The organism is Absiella sp. AM29-15, from assembly GCF_003434225.1.
Lineage (GTDB): Bacteria > Bacillota_I > Bacilli_A > Erysipelotrichales > Erysipelotrichaceae > Hoskinsella > Hoskinsella hominis.
Genome location: NZ_QVFL01000006.1, coordinates 184,608 through 203,219, shown reverse-complemented (window position 1 = coordinate 203,219; position 18,612 = coordinate 184,608). Strand labels below are relative to the sequence as shown.

Annotated in this window: 17 protein-coding genes; 14 read left to right on the top strand and 3 right to left on the bottom strand. The window is 32.7% G+C overall.

Features of this window, described 5'->3' with window-relative positions; all coding sequences use genetic code 11:
- Position 1 precedes the first annotated feature (1 nt).
- From ftsW to DW761_RS08405, 6 genes are all read left to right on the top strand, one after another.
- Positions 2 to 1,084: a putative lipid II flippase FtsW gene (ftsW, locus tag DW761_RS08430; RefSeq protein WP_117517521.1), complete on the top strand. Its 1,083-nt coding sequence runs from the start codon at positions 2 to 4 to the stop codon at positions 1,082 to 1,084.
- Between the two features lie 69 nt (positions 1,085 to 1,153).
- Positions 1,154 to 2,239: an undecaprenyldiphospho-muramoylpentapeptide beta-N-acetylglucosaminyltransferase gene (gene murG / locus DW761_RS08425; RefSeq protein ID WP_117453523.1), complete on the top strand. Its 1,086-nt coding sequence runs from the start codon at positions 1,154 to 1,156 to the stop codon at positions 2,237 to 2,239.
- On the top strand, positions 2,236 to 3,138 hold the full coding sequence (gene murB / locus DW761_RS08420; RefSeq protein ID WP_117453524.1) for a UDP-N-acetylmuramate dehydrogenase: 903 nt from the start codon (positions 2,236 to 2,238) through the stop codon (positions 3,136 to 3,138). Before murG ends, murB begins: the two co-directional genes overlap by 4 nt.
- A complete protein-coding gene (locus DW761_RS08415; RefSeq protein ID WP_117453525.1) occupies positions 3,126 to 3,914 on the top strand; it encodes a cell division protein FtsQ/DivIB in 789 nt (262 codons plus the stop codon). The genes murB and DW761_RS08415 overlap by 13 nt, the downstream gene beginning before the upstream one ends.
- A gap of 83 nt (positions 3,915 to 3,997) precedes the next feature.
- Positions 3,998 to 4,357: an Asp23/Gls24 family envelope stress response protein gene (locus DW761_RS08410; RefSeq protein ID WP_117453526.1), complete on the top strand. Its 360-nt coding sequence runs from the start codon at positions 3,998 to 4,000 to the stop codon at positions 4,355 to 4,357.
- 10 nt (positions 4,358 to 4,367) lie between these two features.
- The gene (locus DW761_RS08405) at positions 4,368 to 5,999 is read left to right on the top strand and encodes a DAK2 domain-containing protein (RefSeq protein WP_117453527.1); all 1,632 of its coding nucleotides are present in this window, start codon (positions 4,368 to 4,370) and stop codon (positions 5,997 to 5,999) included.
- Between the two features lie 113 nt (positions 6,000 to 6,112).
- Here DW761_RS08405 and DW761_RS08400 read toward each other — a convergent pair whose 3' ends face one another.
- Genes DW761_RS08400 through DW761_RS08390 form a run of 3 tightly spaced genes read right to left on the bottom strand, consistent with a single transcriptional unit; the run spans position 6,113 to position 8,040 of the window.
- Entirely contained in the window at positions 6,113 to 7,309 is a 1,197-nt protein-coding gene (locus DW761_RS08400; protein ID WP_117517519.1) for a site-specific integrase, read from the bottom strand.
- A gap of 1 nt (position 7,310) precedes the next feature.
- The gene (locus DW761_RS08395; RefSeq protein WP_117517517.1) at positions 7,311 to 7,667 is read right to left on the bottom strand and encodes a helix-turn-helix domain-containing protein; all 357 of its coding nucleotides are present in this window, start codon (positions 7,665 to 7,667) and stop codon (positions 7,311 to 7,313) included.
- Positions 7,636 to 8,040: a helix-turn-helix domain-containing protein gene (locus DW761_RS08390; RefSeq protein ID WP_117517515.1), complete on the bottom strand. Its 405-nt coding sequence runs from the start codon at positions 8,038 to 8,040 to the stop codon at positions 7,636 to 7,638. Before DW761_RS08390 ends, DW761_RS08395 begins: the two co-directional genes overlap by 32 nt.
- A 270-nt stretch (positions 8,041 to 8,310) precedes the next feature.
- On the opposite strand from DW761_RS08390, the gene DW761_RS08385 reads away from it, so the two are divergent.
- The 8 genes from DW761_RS08385 to DW761_RS08350 all read left to right on the top strand — a co-directional run bounded on the left by DW761_RS08385 (position 8,311) and on the right by DW761_RS08350 (position 18,354).
- Entirely contained in the window at positions 8,311 to 9,138 is an 828-nt protein-coding gene (locus DW761_RS08385) for a ParA family protein (RefSeq protein ID WP_117517513.1), read from the top strand.
- Positions 9,095 to 10,048, top strand: coding sequence for a ParB/RepB/Spo0J family partition protein (locus DW761_RS08380; protein WP_374011428.1), 954 nt, complete (start codon positions 9,095 to 9,097; stop codon positions 10,046 to 10,048). Before DW761_RS08385 ends, DW761_RS08380 begins: the two co-directional genes overlap by 44 nt.
- Positions 10,049 to 10,347: 299 nt before the next feature.
- Positions 10,348 to 11,058, top strand: coding sequence for a CAP domain-containing protein (locus DW761_RS08375; protein ID WP_117517511.1), 711 nt, complete (start codon positions 10,348 to 10,350; stop codon positions 11,056 to 11,058).
- 73 nt (positions 11,059 to 11,131) lie between these two features.
- Positions 11,132 to 15,715: a SpaA isopeptide-forming pilin-related protein gene (locus DW761_RS08370; protein ID WP_158553776.1), complete on the top strand. Its 4,584-nt coding sequence runs from the start codon at positions 11,132 to 11,134 to the stop codon at positions 15,713 to 15,715.
- Between the two features lie 169 nt (positions 15,716 to 15,884).
- Positions 15,885 to 16,667, top strand: coding sequence for a hypothetical protein (locus DW761_RS08365; RefSeq protein WP_117517507.1), 783 nt, complete (start codon positions 15,885 to 15,887; stop codon positions 16,665 to 16,667).
- Positions 16,664 to 16,915 (top strand): hypothetical protein, encoded by a 252-nt coding sequence (locus tag DW761_RS08360; protein WP_117517505.1) that lies wholly within the window; start codon positions 16,664 to 16,666, stop codon positions 16,913 to 16,915. The genes DW761_RS08365 and DW761_RS08360 overlap by 4 nt, the downstream gene beginning before the upstream one ends.
- Before the next feature lie 18 nt (positions 16,916 to 16,933).
- Entirely contained in the window at positions 16,934 to 17,371 is a 438-nt protein-coding gene (locus DW761_RS08355) for a hypothetical protein (RefSeq protein ID WP_117517503.1), read from the top strand.
- A gap of 227 nt (positions 17,372 to 17,598) precedes the next feature.
- Complete coding sequence (locus tag DW761_RS08350; RefSeq protein ID WP_233513061.1) at positions 17,599 to 18,354, top strand: DUF4143 domain-containing protein; 756 nt, start codon at positions 17,599 to 17,601, stop codon at positions 18,352 to 18,354.
- The last annotated feature ends 258 nt before the right edge of the window (positions 18,355 to 18,612 follow it).

Genomic DNA, 18,612 nt, shown 5'->3' with positions numbered 1-18,612 from the left:
CATGTTCAATAAAAAAAGCAGACGACTAACAATTGAGATATTAATACTGGTTGTGATTGGTGTCATCATGGTTGGCAGTAGTTCTCGTGTATGGGCACAGGCAAAATTCAATGATTCCATGTATTTTATGAGCCGTCAGGCAGTGTTTGCGTTGATTGGATTCTTTGTGATGTGGATGAGCAGTAAAATATCTTTAACAAAATTAAGAGGACATGCGAAAATCTTCTTTATCATTTGTACAGTTGCATTATTGTTGGTTTTAATACCGGGCTTAGGTGTACAGCGAAACGGATCACGAAGCTGGTTTGGGGTTGGGTCATTTTTGATACAGCCATCAGAATTTTTCAAAATCGCCATCATCTTATATGTCGCAGATCATCTGGCAAAACGCTATCGTATCAAAACGTTTAAAAAAGATTTAATCTTTCCATGTTTTTTGGTAGCATTAGGCTTTGGATTAATTCTTCTTCAGCCGGATTTTGGCAGTGGAATCGTTATGGTATGTTCTATTGTTGTTATGGTGCTGGCCGCAGATTCACCAATCTCTTATTTTGTGAGAGTAGGAATGCTGGGTGTTGCGGGATTGGGTGGTTTAATATTATCTGCACCTTATCGACTTGCCCGTATCACATCTTTTCTGGACCCATGGAAAGATCCATTAGGTGCAGGATTTCAAATCATACAATCTTTATTTGCGATAAGTCCTGGCGGCATCTTAGGTGTTGGTTTTGATAACAGTATGCAGAAGCATTTTTATCTTCCAGAGCCACAGACTGATTTTATATTTGCGATATTTGCGGAAGAATTTGGCTTTATCGGATGTGTGTTTTTGATTCTGCTATTCCTGCTAGTTATTTATGAAGGTGTAAAGATTGCGAAAAACTGTGTGGATCCCTATTTATGTTATGTAGCGATAGGATTGATTTCATTGTTCGCCATTCAGGTAATGATCAATTTAGGCGTTGTTGTCGGCTTATTTCCAGTAACGGGCATCACACTTCCATTTATTTCCTATGGTGGAAGCTCGCTTGTGGTTATGATGGGAAGTATGGGGTTACTCGCCAGTATTGCGAATGAAGAGTAATAGAAAAACACAAAAAATACTAACGGAAATACAAGATACATGGTATAATAAAAAACAAGGAGTGATGAGATGAGAATGCTGATTGCCACAGGTGGCACAGGGGGACATATTTATCCTGCCCTGGCGTTAGCGGATGCTGCCAAAAGTCAATATAAAGATATAGAAATTCTATTCGTAGGGAACGATGATCGAATGGAAAGTGAAGTGGTACCTGCACAAGGATATGCATTTCGTGCACTGCATGCCAGTGGATTAGTAGGCAATCCAATGCAGAAGGCAAAAGCCATTCTGTTAATGATGAAGGCTTATCGAAAGGCACTTCGCATCATAGACGAGTTTCAACCAGATATTGCGATTGGATTTGGAGGTTATGTCAGTGCACCAGTCATGCTTGCTGCACATAAACGCCATGTAAAAACGATGATACATGAACAAAATTCTATTGTTGGTGTTTCAAATAAAATGGTCGCAAAAAAGATGGATGGAATCGTTATTTGTTATGAAAAATGCTATGAGGAATTTGGCAGAGAACATACTCGTCTGCTTGGAAATCCTCGTGCAACAAGTGCAATCAATGTAAAATTTGATGCACAATATTTTACATCATTGGGCTTATCAATGGAAAAACCGACTATTTTGGTGGTTATGGGATCTTTGGGTAGTACCAGTGTAAACGAAATTATGAAGGATGCACTTCCACAGGTTGATGAAAAATATCAGATTCTTTTTGTGACAGGAAAGAACAATTACAAAGAAATCAAGGCAAGTGTTCATCAGAAAAATATTATTGTTGTTGATTATGTGAAACAGCTGGAAATTATGGAACATGTTGATTTGATCGTATGTCGTGCTGGGGCGACAACAGCCGCAGAAATTACGGCATTAGGGACGCCAAGTATTTTAATTCCAAGTCCATATGTTGCACATAACCATCAGTTTTATAACGCTTCAGTACTGGTTGATCAGCATGCTGCATTTATGATTGAAGAAAAAGATTTGAATGCGAATACGCTGAAAGAAAAAATCAATCAGATTATGGGTAATCGTGAATTACAAAAAACGATGAGAGAAAACGCTTTGTCTTTAGGGAAACCAAACGCAAGTTCGGATATATTGGCATGGTGTGAAGAAATGGTAAAGGTGAAAGATAAATGATATTAGAGAAACGCTTACAGGCTTATGGAGATGTAGAAAGTAATATCTCGTTAAGCAAGAAAACGACTTTTCGTATTGGCGGGAACTGTAAATATTATATTTATCCAAAAAGTGAGTTGGGCTTACTTAGAATATTGGATATCCTGAAAGAAGAACAGATTCCTGTAAAAATATTTGGCAAGGGAAGCAATATCCTGTGTAGTGATGATGATTATGAGGGTGCAATCATCAATTTAGACCGTTATTTTACGGATAGCTATTTTGAAGAAGATGGCACCGTTGTTGCTCAGGCTGGATGTAGTACTGTATTGCTGGCTCATGAAGCAATGAAAAATTCCTTTAGCGGACTTGAATTTGCAAGTGGGATACCAGGAACCATTGGTGGAGCAATCTTTATGAATGCTGGTGCATATAAGAGTGATTTTTCACAGATTATTGAAGAAGTATATGCTTTAAAAGATGGCACAATTGTGAAAATCCCAAAAGAAGAACTTGATTTTCACTATCGCCACAGTGATTTCCAGGTACACCGTGACTGGATTATTTTAGGAGCACGTATGAAATTACAGCCTGGTGATCAAAAAGAAATTCGTGATTTAATGGATTCCCGCAGAAAGCGTAGAATGGATTCACAACCACTGGATAAGCCAAGTGCTGGCAGTATGTTTCGTAATCCTGAAAGTGCACAGGCTTGGGAATTGATTGAAAAAATCGGTTTTCGTGGTAAGAAAATCGGTGGTGCAATGGTGAGTGATAAACACGCCAATTTCATCGTTAACGATGATGGGGCAAGTGCTAAGGATATCAAAGAACTGGTAGAAATGATTCAAAAAGAAGTCAAGGAACGATTCGGCATTGATTTGATAACGGAAGTTGAGCGCTTTAATTGGAAGATATAAACGATTTATTATATAACGATGTCGAAGCCAAGTTTCTTGCCTTGCAGAATAAAAAAAAGAAACGTAAAAAAAGACGCAGAAAGATTCGTCTGATTGTTTTATCCGTCTTATTGCTGAGTGGAGCTTTGTATTTTACAAGTGATTCCAGTAAGGTAAAAAGTCTGGATGTAAATGGCAATTTGTTTTACACGAAAAATATGGTATTGAAGAAAGCAAATCTTTCTTATAATACCAGATACATAGTCATGCCAAAGCTGTATATTGAATATAAACTGAAACAGGATGACATGATAAAGGATGCAGAGGTAACAAAAGCTAACGGATCCATTCATATCCATATCAAAGAAAAAACAAGTATAGGATATTTCGTGAAAGATGAAAAAAACTATGTATTGCTGGAGGATGGATCTACTAAAGAAATCACACAGGATAATCTTTCTGTTATCGCAAACTTTCCTTTGATTGATGGTTTTGACGACAAGCAGTTAGTAAATCTGGCAAAAAGCTTTGCCGTGAAAGACCGTGAAGTATCACAAGAAATGATATCCATGATATCTGAAATACACCCGTATAAAGCAAGCTATGATGCAAACATGGTAAAACTTGTTATGCAGGATGGAAACTTTATATATACGGATTATGCTTCCATGCCATTGTTAAAGGATTATAAGGAAGTGGTATTGAAAAATATCAAAGAAGGGAAAAAGAAACGTCTTTGTGTAGTGATGGATGATGCTACAGCAAACATTCATACAGAAGATTGTTCGTCATTTTAACCTAAAAATCATGGATTTCATATAGATTAGTTGGAATTTCTAAGGTTATTTGATATAATAACTAAGATGTAAGGAGGAATATTATGTCAATCTCTAAAAGTACACAGTATGGAAATATCAATATTTCTATCGATGCAATCGCATCTTTGGCTGGTGGTGTCGTAAGCGAATGTTATGGTGTTGTTGGAATGGCAAGCCAGAAGTTTGTAAAAGATGGAATTGCTGAATTGCTGGGAAAAGAAAATTACGCAAAAGGTGTCGTTGTCAATCAGAAAGATAACGCATTGGAACTAGATTTATACATTATCGTTTCACATGGAGTGAAGATCAGCGAGGTCGTTCATGAAGTACAGGAACGTGTTAAATATACATTGGAAAAATCATTGGAACTGGACTTTGAAAAAATCAATGTTTATGTACAAGATGTGAAAGTAATGAAGTAGGTAGAGCACTATGGAAATAATTAATGGACAAATATTTAAGGATATGCTGGCAAGCGGAGCAAATCTGTTAACCAACAAATTCAGTGAAATCGACGCATTAAACGTATTCCCTGTTCCAGATGGGGATACCGGAACAAACATGTCATTGACATTTAATGCTGGTGTAAAAGAAGCACTTGCATGTACAAGTGATGATGTATGTGAAATCGCAAAAGTATTATCAAAAGGATTATTGATGGGGGCACGTGGTAACTCAGGTGTTATCACATCACAGATTTTCCGTGGTTTGTATCAGGGTGTTGATGGTATGCGTGAGATCAATGGTTTCCAGCTTGCCAATGCGCTTGTGACAGGAAGTCGTGTTGCTTATAAAGCCGTTATGCGTCCAGTAGAGGGAACTATTTTAACAGTTGTACGTGAAGCAGCGGATTACACATATGCTTATGCGACTTCTACAGAAAATGTAACTTGTTTACAGGTTATGGAAAAAATGTTAGAAGAAGCAAAAGAAAGTTTGAAACGTACACCAGAATTATTGCCTGTTTTGGCAGAAGTTGGTGTTGTGGATAGTGGTGGTGCTGGTTTAGTCACAATTTTTGAAGGATTTGTTTCCGCATTAAAAGGAACAGTTATTCAGAAAGAAGAAAGTACAGGTACCAGTGAAGTTGCCGGCGCTGGAATGGAAAGTGAAGAATATGGTTATTGTACAGAATTCATTATCCGTTTAAGTGAACATGCACAAATGACTTTCAAAGAAGAAGCATTACGTGACTCACTTGCTCGTATTGGTAATTCTATCGTATGTGTTCGTGATGATGATATCGTAAAAGTACATGTTCATACTTTAACACCAGGAGATGCTTTAAATCTTGGACAGCGTTATGGTGAATTTGCAAAATTAAAAGTTGAAAATATGCAGGAGCAGCATGAGAATATCATGATGAATGCGACTGTAGAAAAGGTTGAAGAAGAAGAAAAACCTAGATCTAAATATGCAATCATTACGGTTGCTGCAGGAGAAGGCTTAAAAGAGATGTTTACAGAATTGCGTGCTGATTATGTCATTAGTGGTGGTCAGACGATGAATCCTTCTACAGAAGATTTTGTAGAAGCTGTTCATAAGGTAAATGCAGATAATATCTTCATTCTACCAAACAATTCTAATATTGTACTTGCTGCTCAGCAAGCCGCAACTGTTTGTGAAGATCAAAATATTCATGTGATTCCAACAAAGACGATTCCTCAGGGATTAAGTGCTTGTATTATGTTTAATCCAGATGTTGATTTCGATATGAACTTATCTGAAATGAGCGATGCTATCGAACTTGTGAAAACTGGTCAGGTAACATATGCAATCAAAGATACAACATTTGAAGGAATGGAAATCAAAGCTGGAGAGTTTATGGGTATTAAGGAAAAAGATATTGTTGTATCTCTTCCTGATAAAATGGAAACAACGCGTCAATTAATTGATACCATGATAGATGATGACAGTGAAATCGTGACATTGATCTATGGTGAAGATGTAAAAGAAGAAGAAGCAAATGAAATTGTATCTTATATCGAAGATAAATATGATGTTGAAGTAGAAGTAAATAATGGGGAACAACCAGTTTACAGCTTCATCATTGGTGTAGAATAATAAAATCAGTCAAAAAGTGCCGATAAATAGGGCGCTTTTTGTATATATAAATATTTTTGGTGTTTATTTGGTGTTTAAAGTTGTTTATGGTTGATTAATTTGAATAAAAATACTTATGATTCAAGATTAAATTCAATTAATTGTGCAACGACTTGTTGTTGCGATTTTAAGACATCAATGTAAACGTTCGCAGTTGTTTGAATATCGTTATGACCTAAATGGGCAGATACAATTTTTAAATCAACTCCATTCATTAATAGTAAAGTTGCATTTGCATGACGTAAGGAATGAACAGTGATATATTCATAGTTTGTTCCTTTTTTTAATGAACTTAATCTATTATTTATATTTGCTTTTTGGATATAGCCACCAGTATCTTGAGTAAATACTAAATTTAAATCTTGCCAGACATCTTTTAATGCTTTTTTCATTTTATCTTGTTCTTCTTTGATTTGTTGAAGAAGACTATACACTGTGTTGTTCATTCCTAGTATTCGGTAACTGTTATCTGTTTTTGGAGGACCAATTTTAAACTCACCTTTAACATAGTTGATTGTTTTGTTAATATTGATGGTACGTTTTTCAAAATCAATATCATCCCACGTAAGTGCTAGTGTTTCTCCAATTCTCATACCTGTGTATAGTTGAAAGTGAATCACAGCATTATAGGTATCAAAATTTTCACTACGTTTCAATAAATCTTTAATTTGATTAATTTCGAACGGGGGAAGTTTTTGAGTTTTGTTTCTTTTTGGCTTTATCGCATTTGTACAAGGATTATCTTTGATCCAACCTTGCTTAACTGCAATGTCAAAGAGTGTGTGTAATTTAGAAAAAATCAGTTGGGTGTAAGAATCTTTATAGTATTTTGTTGGTTTAATAGGTTTACCATCTTTATCTTTATATATAGCAACATCATATAAAAAGGCGGTAATTCTATTAGGTGAAAAGTCACCTAACTTTATATGTCCTATTTCTGGTAGAATCTTTGCTTCAACGATATTTCGCATCGTTTCTTGCGTGGATTCTCTTAGATAGTTTGGAGCGTAATATTTACTAAACCAATCCCATACTTCAGATAGTTTCATGCTAACACCACTTGCTTGATTTTTTTTATATTGATCTGTAAAATCAAGCTCCATTTGTTGAGCTATCTTTCTAGCTTGTCGTAGTGGCATATCTTTTGGAGGTTTAAAGGTTTTAGTTTTTCTTACTTGTCTATAGTTACCATTATTATCTATTTTATATCCGTCATATGCAGTAATTCTAAAACTAATTCCAGTTTTAGTTTTTCTTTCTTGTATTGACATATTATTTCACGCTCCTTGTTTGTATAGTTAAAATGTAGTTTTTTAAAATATGATTTCTAATAGTGTAATCAGAGTCAATAGTTAAAATAGAAATTGATTTTTCATCTAATCCTAATTTTATTTGGATAAATTCATCATGGTTTCGAAAATTATCTTCGTTTAAAAGATAATCTAAAGAAACATAATAGAGTTTTGGTAGAGCATATAGGATTTTATTGCTGGGAATACAAAGCCCATGTTCGTAGTGAGATAAAGCTTGGAAACTAACAAATTTTAAAATTCTAGAAACATCACGTTGGGAATAGCCAGCATTTATTCTCGCTACTTTAAATCGATTGTTTATTTGATTGATTTTCATAATTTAGAATTTCCTTTCTAAGTTCATGTTGAACAAACCAATTAACTTTTTGAGTTAATTCTTTATTACTAGATATTTCAAATAGTAATTCTAGAAGTTCATCATTTAATCTTAATTTAGATTTTGCATATTCTATATGAGATGAGTAATCATCTAAACATAAGAGATAATCAAGAGATACATCAAAAATGTTTTTCATTTTGATTAAAGTTGTAACATTGGGCAGACGTAAATTTCGTTCATAGCATCCAATAGTTGCTTTTCCGCCCTTAAATCCTAAGGCAGTACTGAGTTCTGGTTGTGATAGACCAGCTTTTAATCGACATTCTTTAAACCTATTGGGTAAGGTTTTATCTTTGTAATAAATAGTCATTTTAATTCTCCTTTCATGAAATGTAAGTAGTTGGGAAACACCCTATATATACTTACAGGCTCTATTTTATTGGAAAGAAAATTATAAACAACGGTACGAATTTTTGATTTGTAGGTACTTCAATGCTTCTCTTTAAATTATTTGGAGTGCAGTTGTCGCATTTTTAGTGAAGTGTATTTATTTTAATGAAAAAAATTAAAAAAATTTTTTCTAATTTTCCTTCTTACATATCCATTTCAAGCGTTTGGTTATGTAGAAAGGAGTTTTTTTATGGAAAACAAATGTAAAGTGATTGCGATTGCCAATCAAAAAGGAGGTGTGGGAAAAACAGTAACATCTGTATGCTTAGGTGTTTGTCTTGCTCAAGACAATAAAAAAGTCCTCATAGTTGACTTCGATCCGCAAGGAAGCCTTACTAAAGGACTAGGTTATAGAAGTCCTGACTCTTATCAACAAAGTATTAAAGATTTACTGTTTAATGAGATTAATGAAGTTGATGTTGATTATCGTGATTCTATCATTCACACAAATGAGAAATTTGATTTATTACCATCAAACATTTCTCTATCCGGAGCAGACATTCAATTATCAAGTGTCATGAGTCGTGAAACTGTATTTAAAAGAGTATTAGATAAAATCAAAGATGATTATGATTACATTCTAATAGATAGTAATCCAGCATTAAATTTATTTACGATTAATGGCTTAGTAGCAGCAGATAGCATAATCATTCCAGTTCAAGCCGAACCATATGCTACTGACGGATTGAATGATTTACTGCATACGATTGCTACTGCAAAGAAACAAATTAATCCTAATTTAAAAATTGATGGAATCTTAATCACAATGACAGATGCAAGAACAAACTTATCAAAACATATTGCAAATGAAGTAAGAGAAAATTATGGTAAGTTTATTCGAGTATTTAAAACGGAGATTCCTAGAGCGATTAAGACAAGTGAAGCAGCATTATCTGGTCAAAGTCCTATTCAATATGCCCCTAATGCAGAATCTTCTTTAGCCTATCGTAGATTAGCAAAGGAGGTGGAGCAAATTGGCAAAAACATTACCAAAACTAGACATGAGTTCACTCGATGATCTATTTACTACTGAAGAACAAAGACAAGATGCTCAATTAGAAAAAGTAATGAAAATACCAATAAGTGAAATTCACGAGTTTAACAATCATCCTTTTGGTGTTCGATTAGATGAAGATATGACAAAACTTATTGAAAGTATTCATGATAATGGTGTATTAGTTCCAGTACTTGTTCGTCCAGACAAAGATGGCAAAGGATATGAAATGGTGTCCGGACATCGTAGAATGTTTGCCTTAGAAAAAACAGGTGCGAATGAGATTGATGCTATTGTTCGTGAATTAGATGATGACCAAGCAACAATTATCATGGTAGATAGCAATATTCAGCGTGAAAACATCTTACCTACTGAGCGTGGTTATGCTTATCGAATGAAATTAGAGGCAATGAAACATCAAGGAAAACGCCCAAATATAACTTCTACCCAAGTTGGGCAGAAGTTGAATGGAAAATATTCAGTAGAATTATTAGCCGATGAAATGAATGCTACTCGTTCACAAATACAAAGATATATTCGATTAACTTATCTTGTTAAGCCATTAAGAGATATGGTTGATGGTATTCATGAAGATGGTTTTAAGATAGCTTTAAACCCTGCTTATGAACTATCTTTTTTGACCACAAAAGAACAAAATGAATTAGTTGATTGTATTACTACCTGTTTAGCAACACCAAGTCTTGCACAAGCACAAGAATTAAAGCGAAAAAGTCAATCGAATGAATTAGATGAAACCATGATGATGGATATGCTTATGAGTGATAAGCCAAATCAAAAAGAAAAGATTAGTCTGAAAATGGAGGAAATTAATAAATATTTTCCAAAATCATATACACCTAATCAAAAGAAAGAGTTAATTATTAAATTACTGGGTGATTGGGCTAGAAAAAAAGAAAGGAGTCAAGAAAGATGAAAATTTGAAATTCATACCTATGACTTAAAAATTTGTAAAAAAGGCTGAAACAAGGGATAAGTCCGGACTTTTGCAAAATGACAGCCTCATTCTGCCCAAAAGCGTGACTGTGTTTTCCCCCTACAACCCCCTTTCAACATACCGAAGAAAAATTCCGTATGTAAAGAAAGATAATTCATTCTTAAAAGATAAATAGATCTTATATCTAGATAAGTATAAATAAGAAATAGAGTGATTTATACATTAGTTCTTTTATAGATAACAATCTAAAATGAAATTACATGAATGGAGGAATGTAGATGAAAACACGAAAATGGTTGATGATGTTAGTGACATTGCTTTTGATAACGGGATGTAGTCAAAATGATAGTTCTCAATCTAAAAAAGATTTAAAAACAGAAAGTGCTGTAAACCAGAATACGATTGAAACACAAAAAGTGAAGACAGATGAAAAATCAAAAAAAGATGTTAAAACAACACAGAAACAAGAAATTAAGAAAAGTAAAGTGGTAAATGAAAAAGAGATTATCCACATGAAAAATGAATCAAATAAGACTGTAAAAGAGGAAGTTAAGGAACAACCAAAAGAAGAATCTAAACCTATTGAGAAACCACCTGTTGAAACAACAACTCCCCCTTCTCAAGATAACTCAGTAGTTGAAGTTCCTGAAACTCCAATTGTTGAAGAACCAGTCAAACAAGAAGCAATGGCTCAAGCCGTTATGAACCAAATCAATGCTTATCGACAACAACATGGTTTACAACCTTTAGCACAATCTAGTTATCATCAACAAAAAGCAGATAGTCATGCTTATGAAATGGCAAAAGCGAGAGCCTTATGGCATCAGGATAATGGAGAATGCATTACAAATTCTCCAGATCCATTTAGTGCTTGGGTTACTTCACCTGAACACAACGAAATATTACTAAGAGAAAATAATACACAAGGAGTGGTGTCAATTTACTATGTAGATGGATATTATTACTCCGTATTCAAAACATCTTGGTAGACAAACAATTGAATCTATTGATACAGACACGACTATACCTCGTGTCTTTTTTCATGAAAGGAGAAAAATTAAAATGAAAGGTATATGGAAAAAAATCATGTTATTAACTGCATCATTTGCAATGATATTCTCATCCGTATTTTCAAATATTGCTGTTCCTGTTTATGCAGCAGGTAATGAAACGACATTCTTTGAGATAAATAAAGCAGACGATGTCATCAATGAAGCAAAGAAACATTTAGGTAAGCCTTATGTTTGGGGTGCTGCAGGACCTAACAGTTTTGACTGTTCTGGATATGTGAGCTATGTTTTAAAACAAACAGGATTATCTTTAGGTGCTGATCGTATCACAACAGATACTGCAATTAAATTTTTGAATGGAAAAGGTGTTACTGCTTATCAGTATCCAACTAATGAAAGTAATCCTAAGAATGCTAGAAAAGGAGATTTAGTTTTCTATTATGATAAAAATGGAGATGCTCTTCATATGGCATTTTATATGGGTGAAGGAAAAATTATTCACTGTGCTGAAAACATGCCTAGTGGACCACAAAAACAGGTTATGATAAGTAATGTGGATGATTTATCAACTAAACACGGATCAAGAATGGTAACTTATAAAGTTTATCGTATCTTCCCACAATCTGGTGGAATGCGAATCAAGAAAGTCAATGAAAATGGACAAGCTCTTCCCGGAGTTGTCTTTGAAATCACAAAACCAGATGGAAGTAAATCCAATGTTACAACTGGTTCAGATGGTATTTGGGATAGTGAGCGAGAAAAACTTGATTTAGAAGTTGGAACTTATAAAGTCAAAGAAATTTCAACGATTGAAGGATATTTGCTTGATAGTTCAGTGAGAACTGTTGAAGTCAAAGCTGGTCAAAAGGCAAGCGAAAATGTTTTAGTCGTTACAAATAAAGCTCCTACTGGAGAAATCACATTAACAAAATACAATGATGATAAAAGTGCAGGAGTTGCAGGTACAACATATCATGTTACAAGTGATACTGGTTATGTGAATGATGTGACTACCGATGACAGTGGAAAAATTCATTTAACAGGATTAAAACTTGGAACATATACATTTGTTGAAACGCATGCAGCTGATGGATATTTACTCAATGGAGAACCTATCACAGTAACTCTATCTTATAAAGACCAACATACTGCCATTATTACTGGTAATGCTGAACAAACTAATAAAGAACCAACCGCAAGTATCTCTTTAACAAAAGAAGATAAAGAAACCGGTGGAACTGCTCAAGGTGATGCTACTTTAAAAGGTGCAGAATATCAGTTGATTGCTGCTGAAGATATTTACAATAAAGCACATACCAAAAAATTCTATTCTAAAGGTGAAGTCGTTGCTACTCGTATTACGGATGAAAAAGGAAGCATGGAAGATGTGAAAGGATTGCCTTTAGGCTTCTACCAATTCAAAGAAACAAAAGCAAGTGAAGGATATCTAATTGATCCAACTGTTTATGACATTCATTGTGATTATGAAGGACAAAATGTAGAAGTGGTTATTAGAAACCAATCATCAAAAGAACAAGTAAAGAAACAAGCATTTCAAATCATCAAAGTATCTACTGAAGGAAGTGAAGAATCTGATCTAGTTGCTGGTGCTGAGTTTACTGTGAAATTAACAAGTGAAGTCAATCAAGTTGGGTGGGATAAAGCAAGAACTTACAATATCTTAACGACTGATAAAAAAGGTTATGCTAAATCAATCGAATTACCTTATGGAACGTATACAGTGAAAGAAACAAAAGTACCTGATGAAATGATGCCAGTGGAAGATTTCCAAGTTGTCATTACGGAAGATTCAAGAGAGCCACAAGTGTGGCGAGTATTTAATGATGCTCCATTTAAAGCATTGATTAAAGCAGTCAAAATAGATCAAGAAACTGAAAAAACTGTTTTACTTCCAGATACAACATTTAAAATTAAAAATTTAGATACAAATGAATATGTTGGTCAATGGGTATGGTTCCCTATTCCTCATTATGTAACTGAATTTAAAACAGATGAAACTGGTACAGTAACGACTCCTAGCACATTAGAAGTTGGTGAATATCAGTTAGAAGAAATTCATGCTCCTTATGGATATGTCTTAAATACGGAACCGATTAAATTCAAAGTATCAACATCGACTCCTTATCAAATTGCTGATGATGGAAAAACATCAATCATCATGGTCACAAAAGAAGATAAATCTGTCAAAGGACAAATCAATATTACTAAGATTGGTGAACAATTGGTTGATACAAAAGAAGATGAAAATGGAAATATCCAATTTATCTATGAAAAATTACCTGTTGATGGAGCAACATTCATTATTGAAGCAGATGAAGATATTTACTCTGCCGATAATCAAAAAGACTTAATTTATTTAAAAGGGCAAAAGGTTGCAGAAATCACAACTGAAAATGGTTATGCTCAATCTAAAAAATTGCCTTTAGGTAAATACAAAGTTTATGAAAAAAATGCTGGTGATGGATTTGTGTTAAACAAAGAAATCAAGAAAGTAGAATTAACATACGAGAATGAAAATGTACCTGTTGTTTTTGAAAATGTTGAATATGAAAATCAAAGACAAAAAGTAGATTTAAGTGTCATTAAGAAAGATAAAGAAGATGATACTTTATTAAAAGGTGCAACTTTTGGTTTATATGCAAGCGAAGATATTTATGGAATTGATAATACTCCTCGTGCTAAACGATTATTAATTGAAAAAGGAAAATTGATTGAAAGAGTAGAAACGGATGAAAATGGTAAAGCTATCTTCAATGCCGACTTGCCAATCAATGCAAAACTTGAAATTAAAGAAATCAAAGCTCCTATTGGTTATGCAAGTACAGATGAAATCATTTCCATTGATACAACATATCAAGGACAAGATAAAGAAGTGATTACATTTGAGGAAGTATTCAAAAATGAAATCACAAAAATTGAAGTATCGAAAAAGGATATTACGAATGATGAAGAAATCGAAGGTGCATTCATGAGCGTATATCCTAAAGACGATAAAGGAGCAATCTTTGATGCATGGATTTCTGGCCAAGATGGTAAAAATGAAGATGGTACAGTTAAGCCTCATATGATCAAAGGATTAGAAGTTGGTACAACTTATATCTTAGAAGAAATCAGTTCTCCTTATGGATATGCGATTGCTAATGAAATTGAATTTACTGTAAAAGATACTGGTGAAGTACAATCGGTTGAAATGAAAGATGAAATGGTCTTTGGTCAAGTGAAATGGAATAAGACTGGTGAAATCTTCATGCAAACAGTTACTGGACAAACTGAATTTGGTAAAACTGTTAGTCCTGTATGGGAAGAATCAAATATCTTAAATGCTGAAATTACTATTTATGCAGCACAGGATATTACCATTGGAAACCACACTTACTATAAAGAAAATGAAGCAATTCAAACATTAGAAAGTGATTGGAATGCAGTATTAAGTAAGAAATTACCTGTTGGTCGTTATTACTATGTAGAAACAAAAACTCCACATGGATATATCAACAATACTGAAAAACATTATTTTGAAGTAGAAGATAATCAAATCAATGAATTGCAAACGATTGAAACAACATTGGTTAATGATCGTCCTACTGTAGATATTGATATGACTAAGATGTTAGAAGAACAAGAAATCTTTAAAAATCCAAATGCTTATAAAGACATTGTATTTGGAATCTTTGCTCGTGAAGATATTTATAACTATATGGGTGATGTAGCCATTGAAAATGGAACAATGATTTATACTTCTGGTATAAATGAAGATGGACATTTAACATTAGCTGATACTTTCGATTTACCAAATGGTGTTTATTATTTAAAAGAACTTTCTACAAATGGTCAATATGTATTAAATGATAATGAATATGATTTTGAAATTGCTTATCATGGTGAAGATGTATCTAAGTATACTGTAAAGATTGGCAATGATGGAATTATCAATAATGAACTTGCTCGTGGTATGATTCAAGTGAAAAAGACGGATAAAGATAATGAATCTAAAGTATTATCTGATGTGCCATTCAATATTTCTGCAAAAGAAGATATGAGTGAAATCATCAAAACAGTTAAAACAAATGATAAAGGGTTTGCTATCTTTGAAGAATTAGAACTTGGAACGTACTATATTCAAGAAGCGAAACAAATTGATGGTTATGTATTAAATGATCATATCTATAAAGTTGAAGTTACGAAAAATGGTGATGCTTTAGAAATCAATTGCGTGAACACTCCAACAGAAATGCAATTTAGTAAACAAGATATTACAACTGGTAAAGAATTACCTGGTGCAACCATTACAGTTACCGATAAAGAAACTGGAAAAGTAATTGATGAATGGGTATCTACCGATAAACCACACATCATTAAATATCTAGTAGAAGGTAAAGAATATATCATGACTGAAAAAATCGCACCTAAAGGATATGACATTGCCGAAAGTATTACCTTTACTGCCGAACATGGAGAAAAGATTATCATGAAAGATGCATTAAAACCAAAAACTCCAGAAACTGGCGATCAAACAAATCTTAATTTATGGTTAGCGCTAGCTGGTATTTCATCAATCGGTGTATTAGGTTCTATCTACTTATCAAGAAGAAAAAAAGAAGGTACGAATGAATAACGCTGATTTAATGACTTGGAGTGTAGTTGGAATCTTATTATTCCTAGTTACTATAAAGATTTATTTCCAAGTACGTTCAATAAAAAAACATCAACAAAGATTAAGGGAGAAGAAATAATTTTCTCCCTTTTCCTATATATAAATATAAATAATTGAAAGGAGCTTATTTATGGAATTATTAAATACAAAAAACAAATTAATAAAGCAAATTGCAAAATTCGAGGAGGATCTTATGGATAAGTTTGCTCAACCATCGTTATTATTTCTATTGAGTAATGATATTAAAAATATTATTGGAATTTATGATGAATGTATGGATGTAGAGTATGTCGTATTAAATTTAGGAGATACTTATACTATATTAGAAAGAAATGAGATTAACTTTTCAAAACTTCAAAAAGAAGTATTTGATTCACAAATGGAGTCCTATGTACTGCAATTATTAGATGATGGTTATAATTTAAAATTTATGGACTTAGATTTTCATGCTCGTCTTTGGGATTTTATTGACGAATTCATTTATGAAGTAAATTTATATGAAAACGGATTATACAAATATCTAAGTTTTTGTGAAAAAACTGGAATCTGTTATAAAACATTAATTCAGCATACTTCTCAAATTATTTGTACTGATGCGTTATTTCATTTTTATCATGTTGAATTTAGAAATCATGGTGTTATTTTAGATAATTGTATTGGAGATCAATATTTATTATTAGGTTCTAGCTTTGATGAAAATGATAAACGATATTATTCAGTTATGCTATTAAATGATCATCATGAAGTTATTGATAAAAAAGATTATTACCAACTAGAATCTTCTATCATTGACTATAACAATCGCTTCTATGATTTAAAAATTAAAGAACATAGAGCGTGTGAAAAATATATAAGTGATTCTATTCACGATCATATTGAATTTCTTAAAGAAAGAAATGAGGAAGTACAATGAAGACGAATGAATCATATAATGAATGTTTAAAAATCTTGAAGAATCATCATTACAAACATTATAAAATTGATTATATTCTTCAAATGAGTAAATCTGATAATCATCATTTCATTGGATATGCAACTTCAAAAGAAAATAATGATGATATGGTATATATTAAATTCAAAGACAAGAGTATGTCAGAAGTATATCCGATTCCAGACTGGGACTTTAATGTAGATGGTTATCTATTATCTGAACTTGAATAAGGATATACAATTGATTATATGTCATTAGAATGCCACGATAATACATGGTGTAACATTGATGAGTGGCGTGATGAATTAGAACATTTTGATGGACTTCAAACATATCTATCCTATTGTCAAAGAAACGATATTAATTCCAATATTATGAGCATATATTCTAATAACCATTTAAATATCATGGATATGTATAAGGAAAATAATGCTGGATATGATATTATCGCATCAACTTCTATAGGGAGTCATACGATTGTATTAGGATATAACAAAAGAAAAGATGAATATGTAACTTGGCGTACTTCCCCAAATCGTAATGGTGGTTATGATGTAGGATTTTACTATACCAACTATAAAGATGCTTTCAAAAATTATGAAGGACGTTGTAATGATATATTAGAAAATCATCTTTCTTTTGAAAAGAATAAAATCAAACCAAAAGAAAAAGGTTTTGAAAGATAAATATATGTATTTATACATTAAGAATGGTAATAATAGACTCATATCCATATTCAATAAAATTATAGGTAATTAAATTTCCTAAATATGTGAATGGTGATTTACGTATTTTTGAACGCTATTCGAACGGGGATTTACGTATTTTTAGTGTTTACTTGAATGGAAAGAAAATCGAAGTAATAAATATGCATTATTAATCAAAGGAGCAAGACGTATCGAGAAAAGTACAATTGCTGAAGAGTTCACTAAAAAATGAATTTAAGTCATATATTTTAATCAATTTCGCACATACAAGTAAAGAAATCATTGATTTATATGAGGAGGATTTTGTTAAAATTGATGGTACAGGGCTTGCAGGAGATATTTACGATGCAATACTAGCAAATTTAAGCGGTAATGCATCAAGATATGTCTTATCAACTGCTAGAGAAGGCATAAGAGCGAATAGAGTACGTGAATTAATTCCTGATATGCTTAGTTCATTTACTATAAATATTGCGTATCATGCAAACAATCCTAATGTGGGTATGGCTGTAGAAAAGGATATTAGTCGTTATAAACTATTTTTTTCTGATGTGGGATTGTTCATAACACTTGCATTTAAAGATAAGGACTTTACCGATAATATGATTTATAGTAAACTCTTGTCAAATAAACTTGATACAAATTTAGGTTATGTGTACGAAAATATCGTAGCTCAAATGTTATTAGCAAATGGTAATAATTTATTTTATTATACAATGGATAGCGATAGTTCTAATTGTCTATACGAAATTGATTTCTTACTTTCAATAGGCAATAAAATATGTCCAATAGAAGTTAAATCTGGAAATTATAGATCTCATAAATCCTTAGATTTATTTAGTACTAAGTTCAGTAGTAGATATTCCTATTTATATGGTTCCATTTATATAAAAAGACATTTAATTTATTTCGCCAACCGGCACAGTAAATGGCACAGTAAACTAGTGCAGATATTGATTTAAGAAATAATATTTATAGGACAATTATAAGTGAAACTATAATGGAACTGTAAATTTCAAATAGTTTTGATAAACTATTTGCTTAATTTTCCTTCATAAAACTAAATATACTAAATTATTAGGAATTTCAAATGTTGGAGTTCCTTTTTTCATACAAAATTAAAGGAGGTGCGAAAATGCCAAGCAAATATCAATATGTTCACGAACTATGGCTAGAACAATCTCAACATATAACTTCTTCACCAGAAAGTTGGATGACAT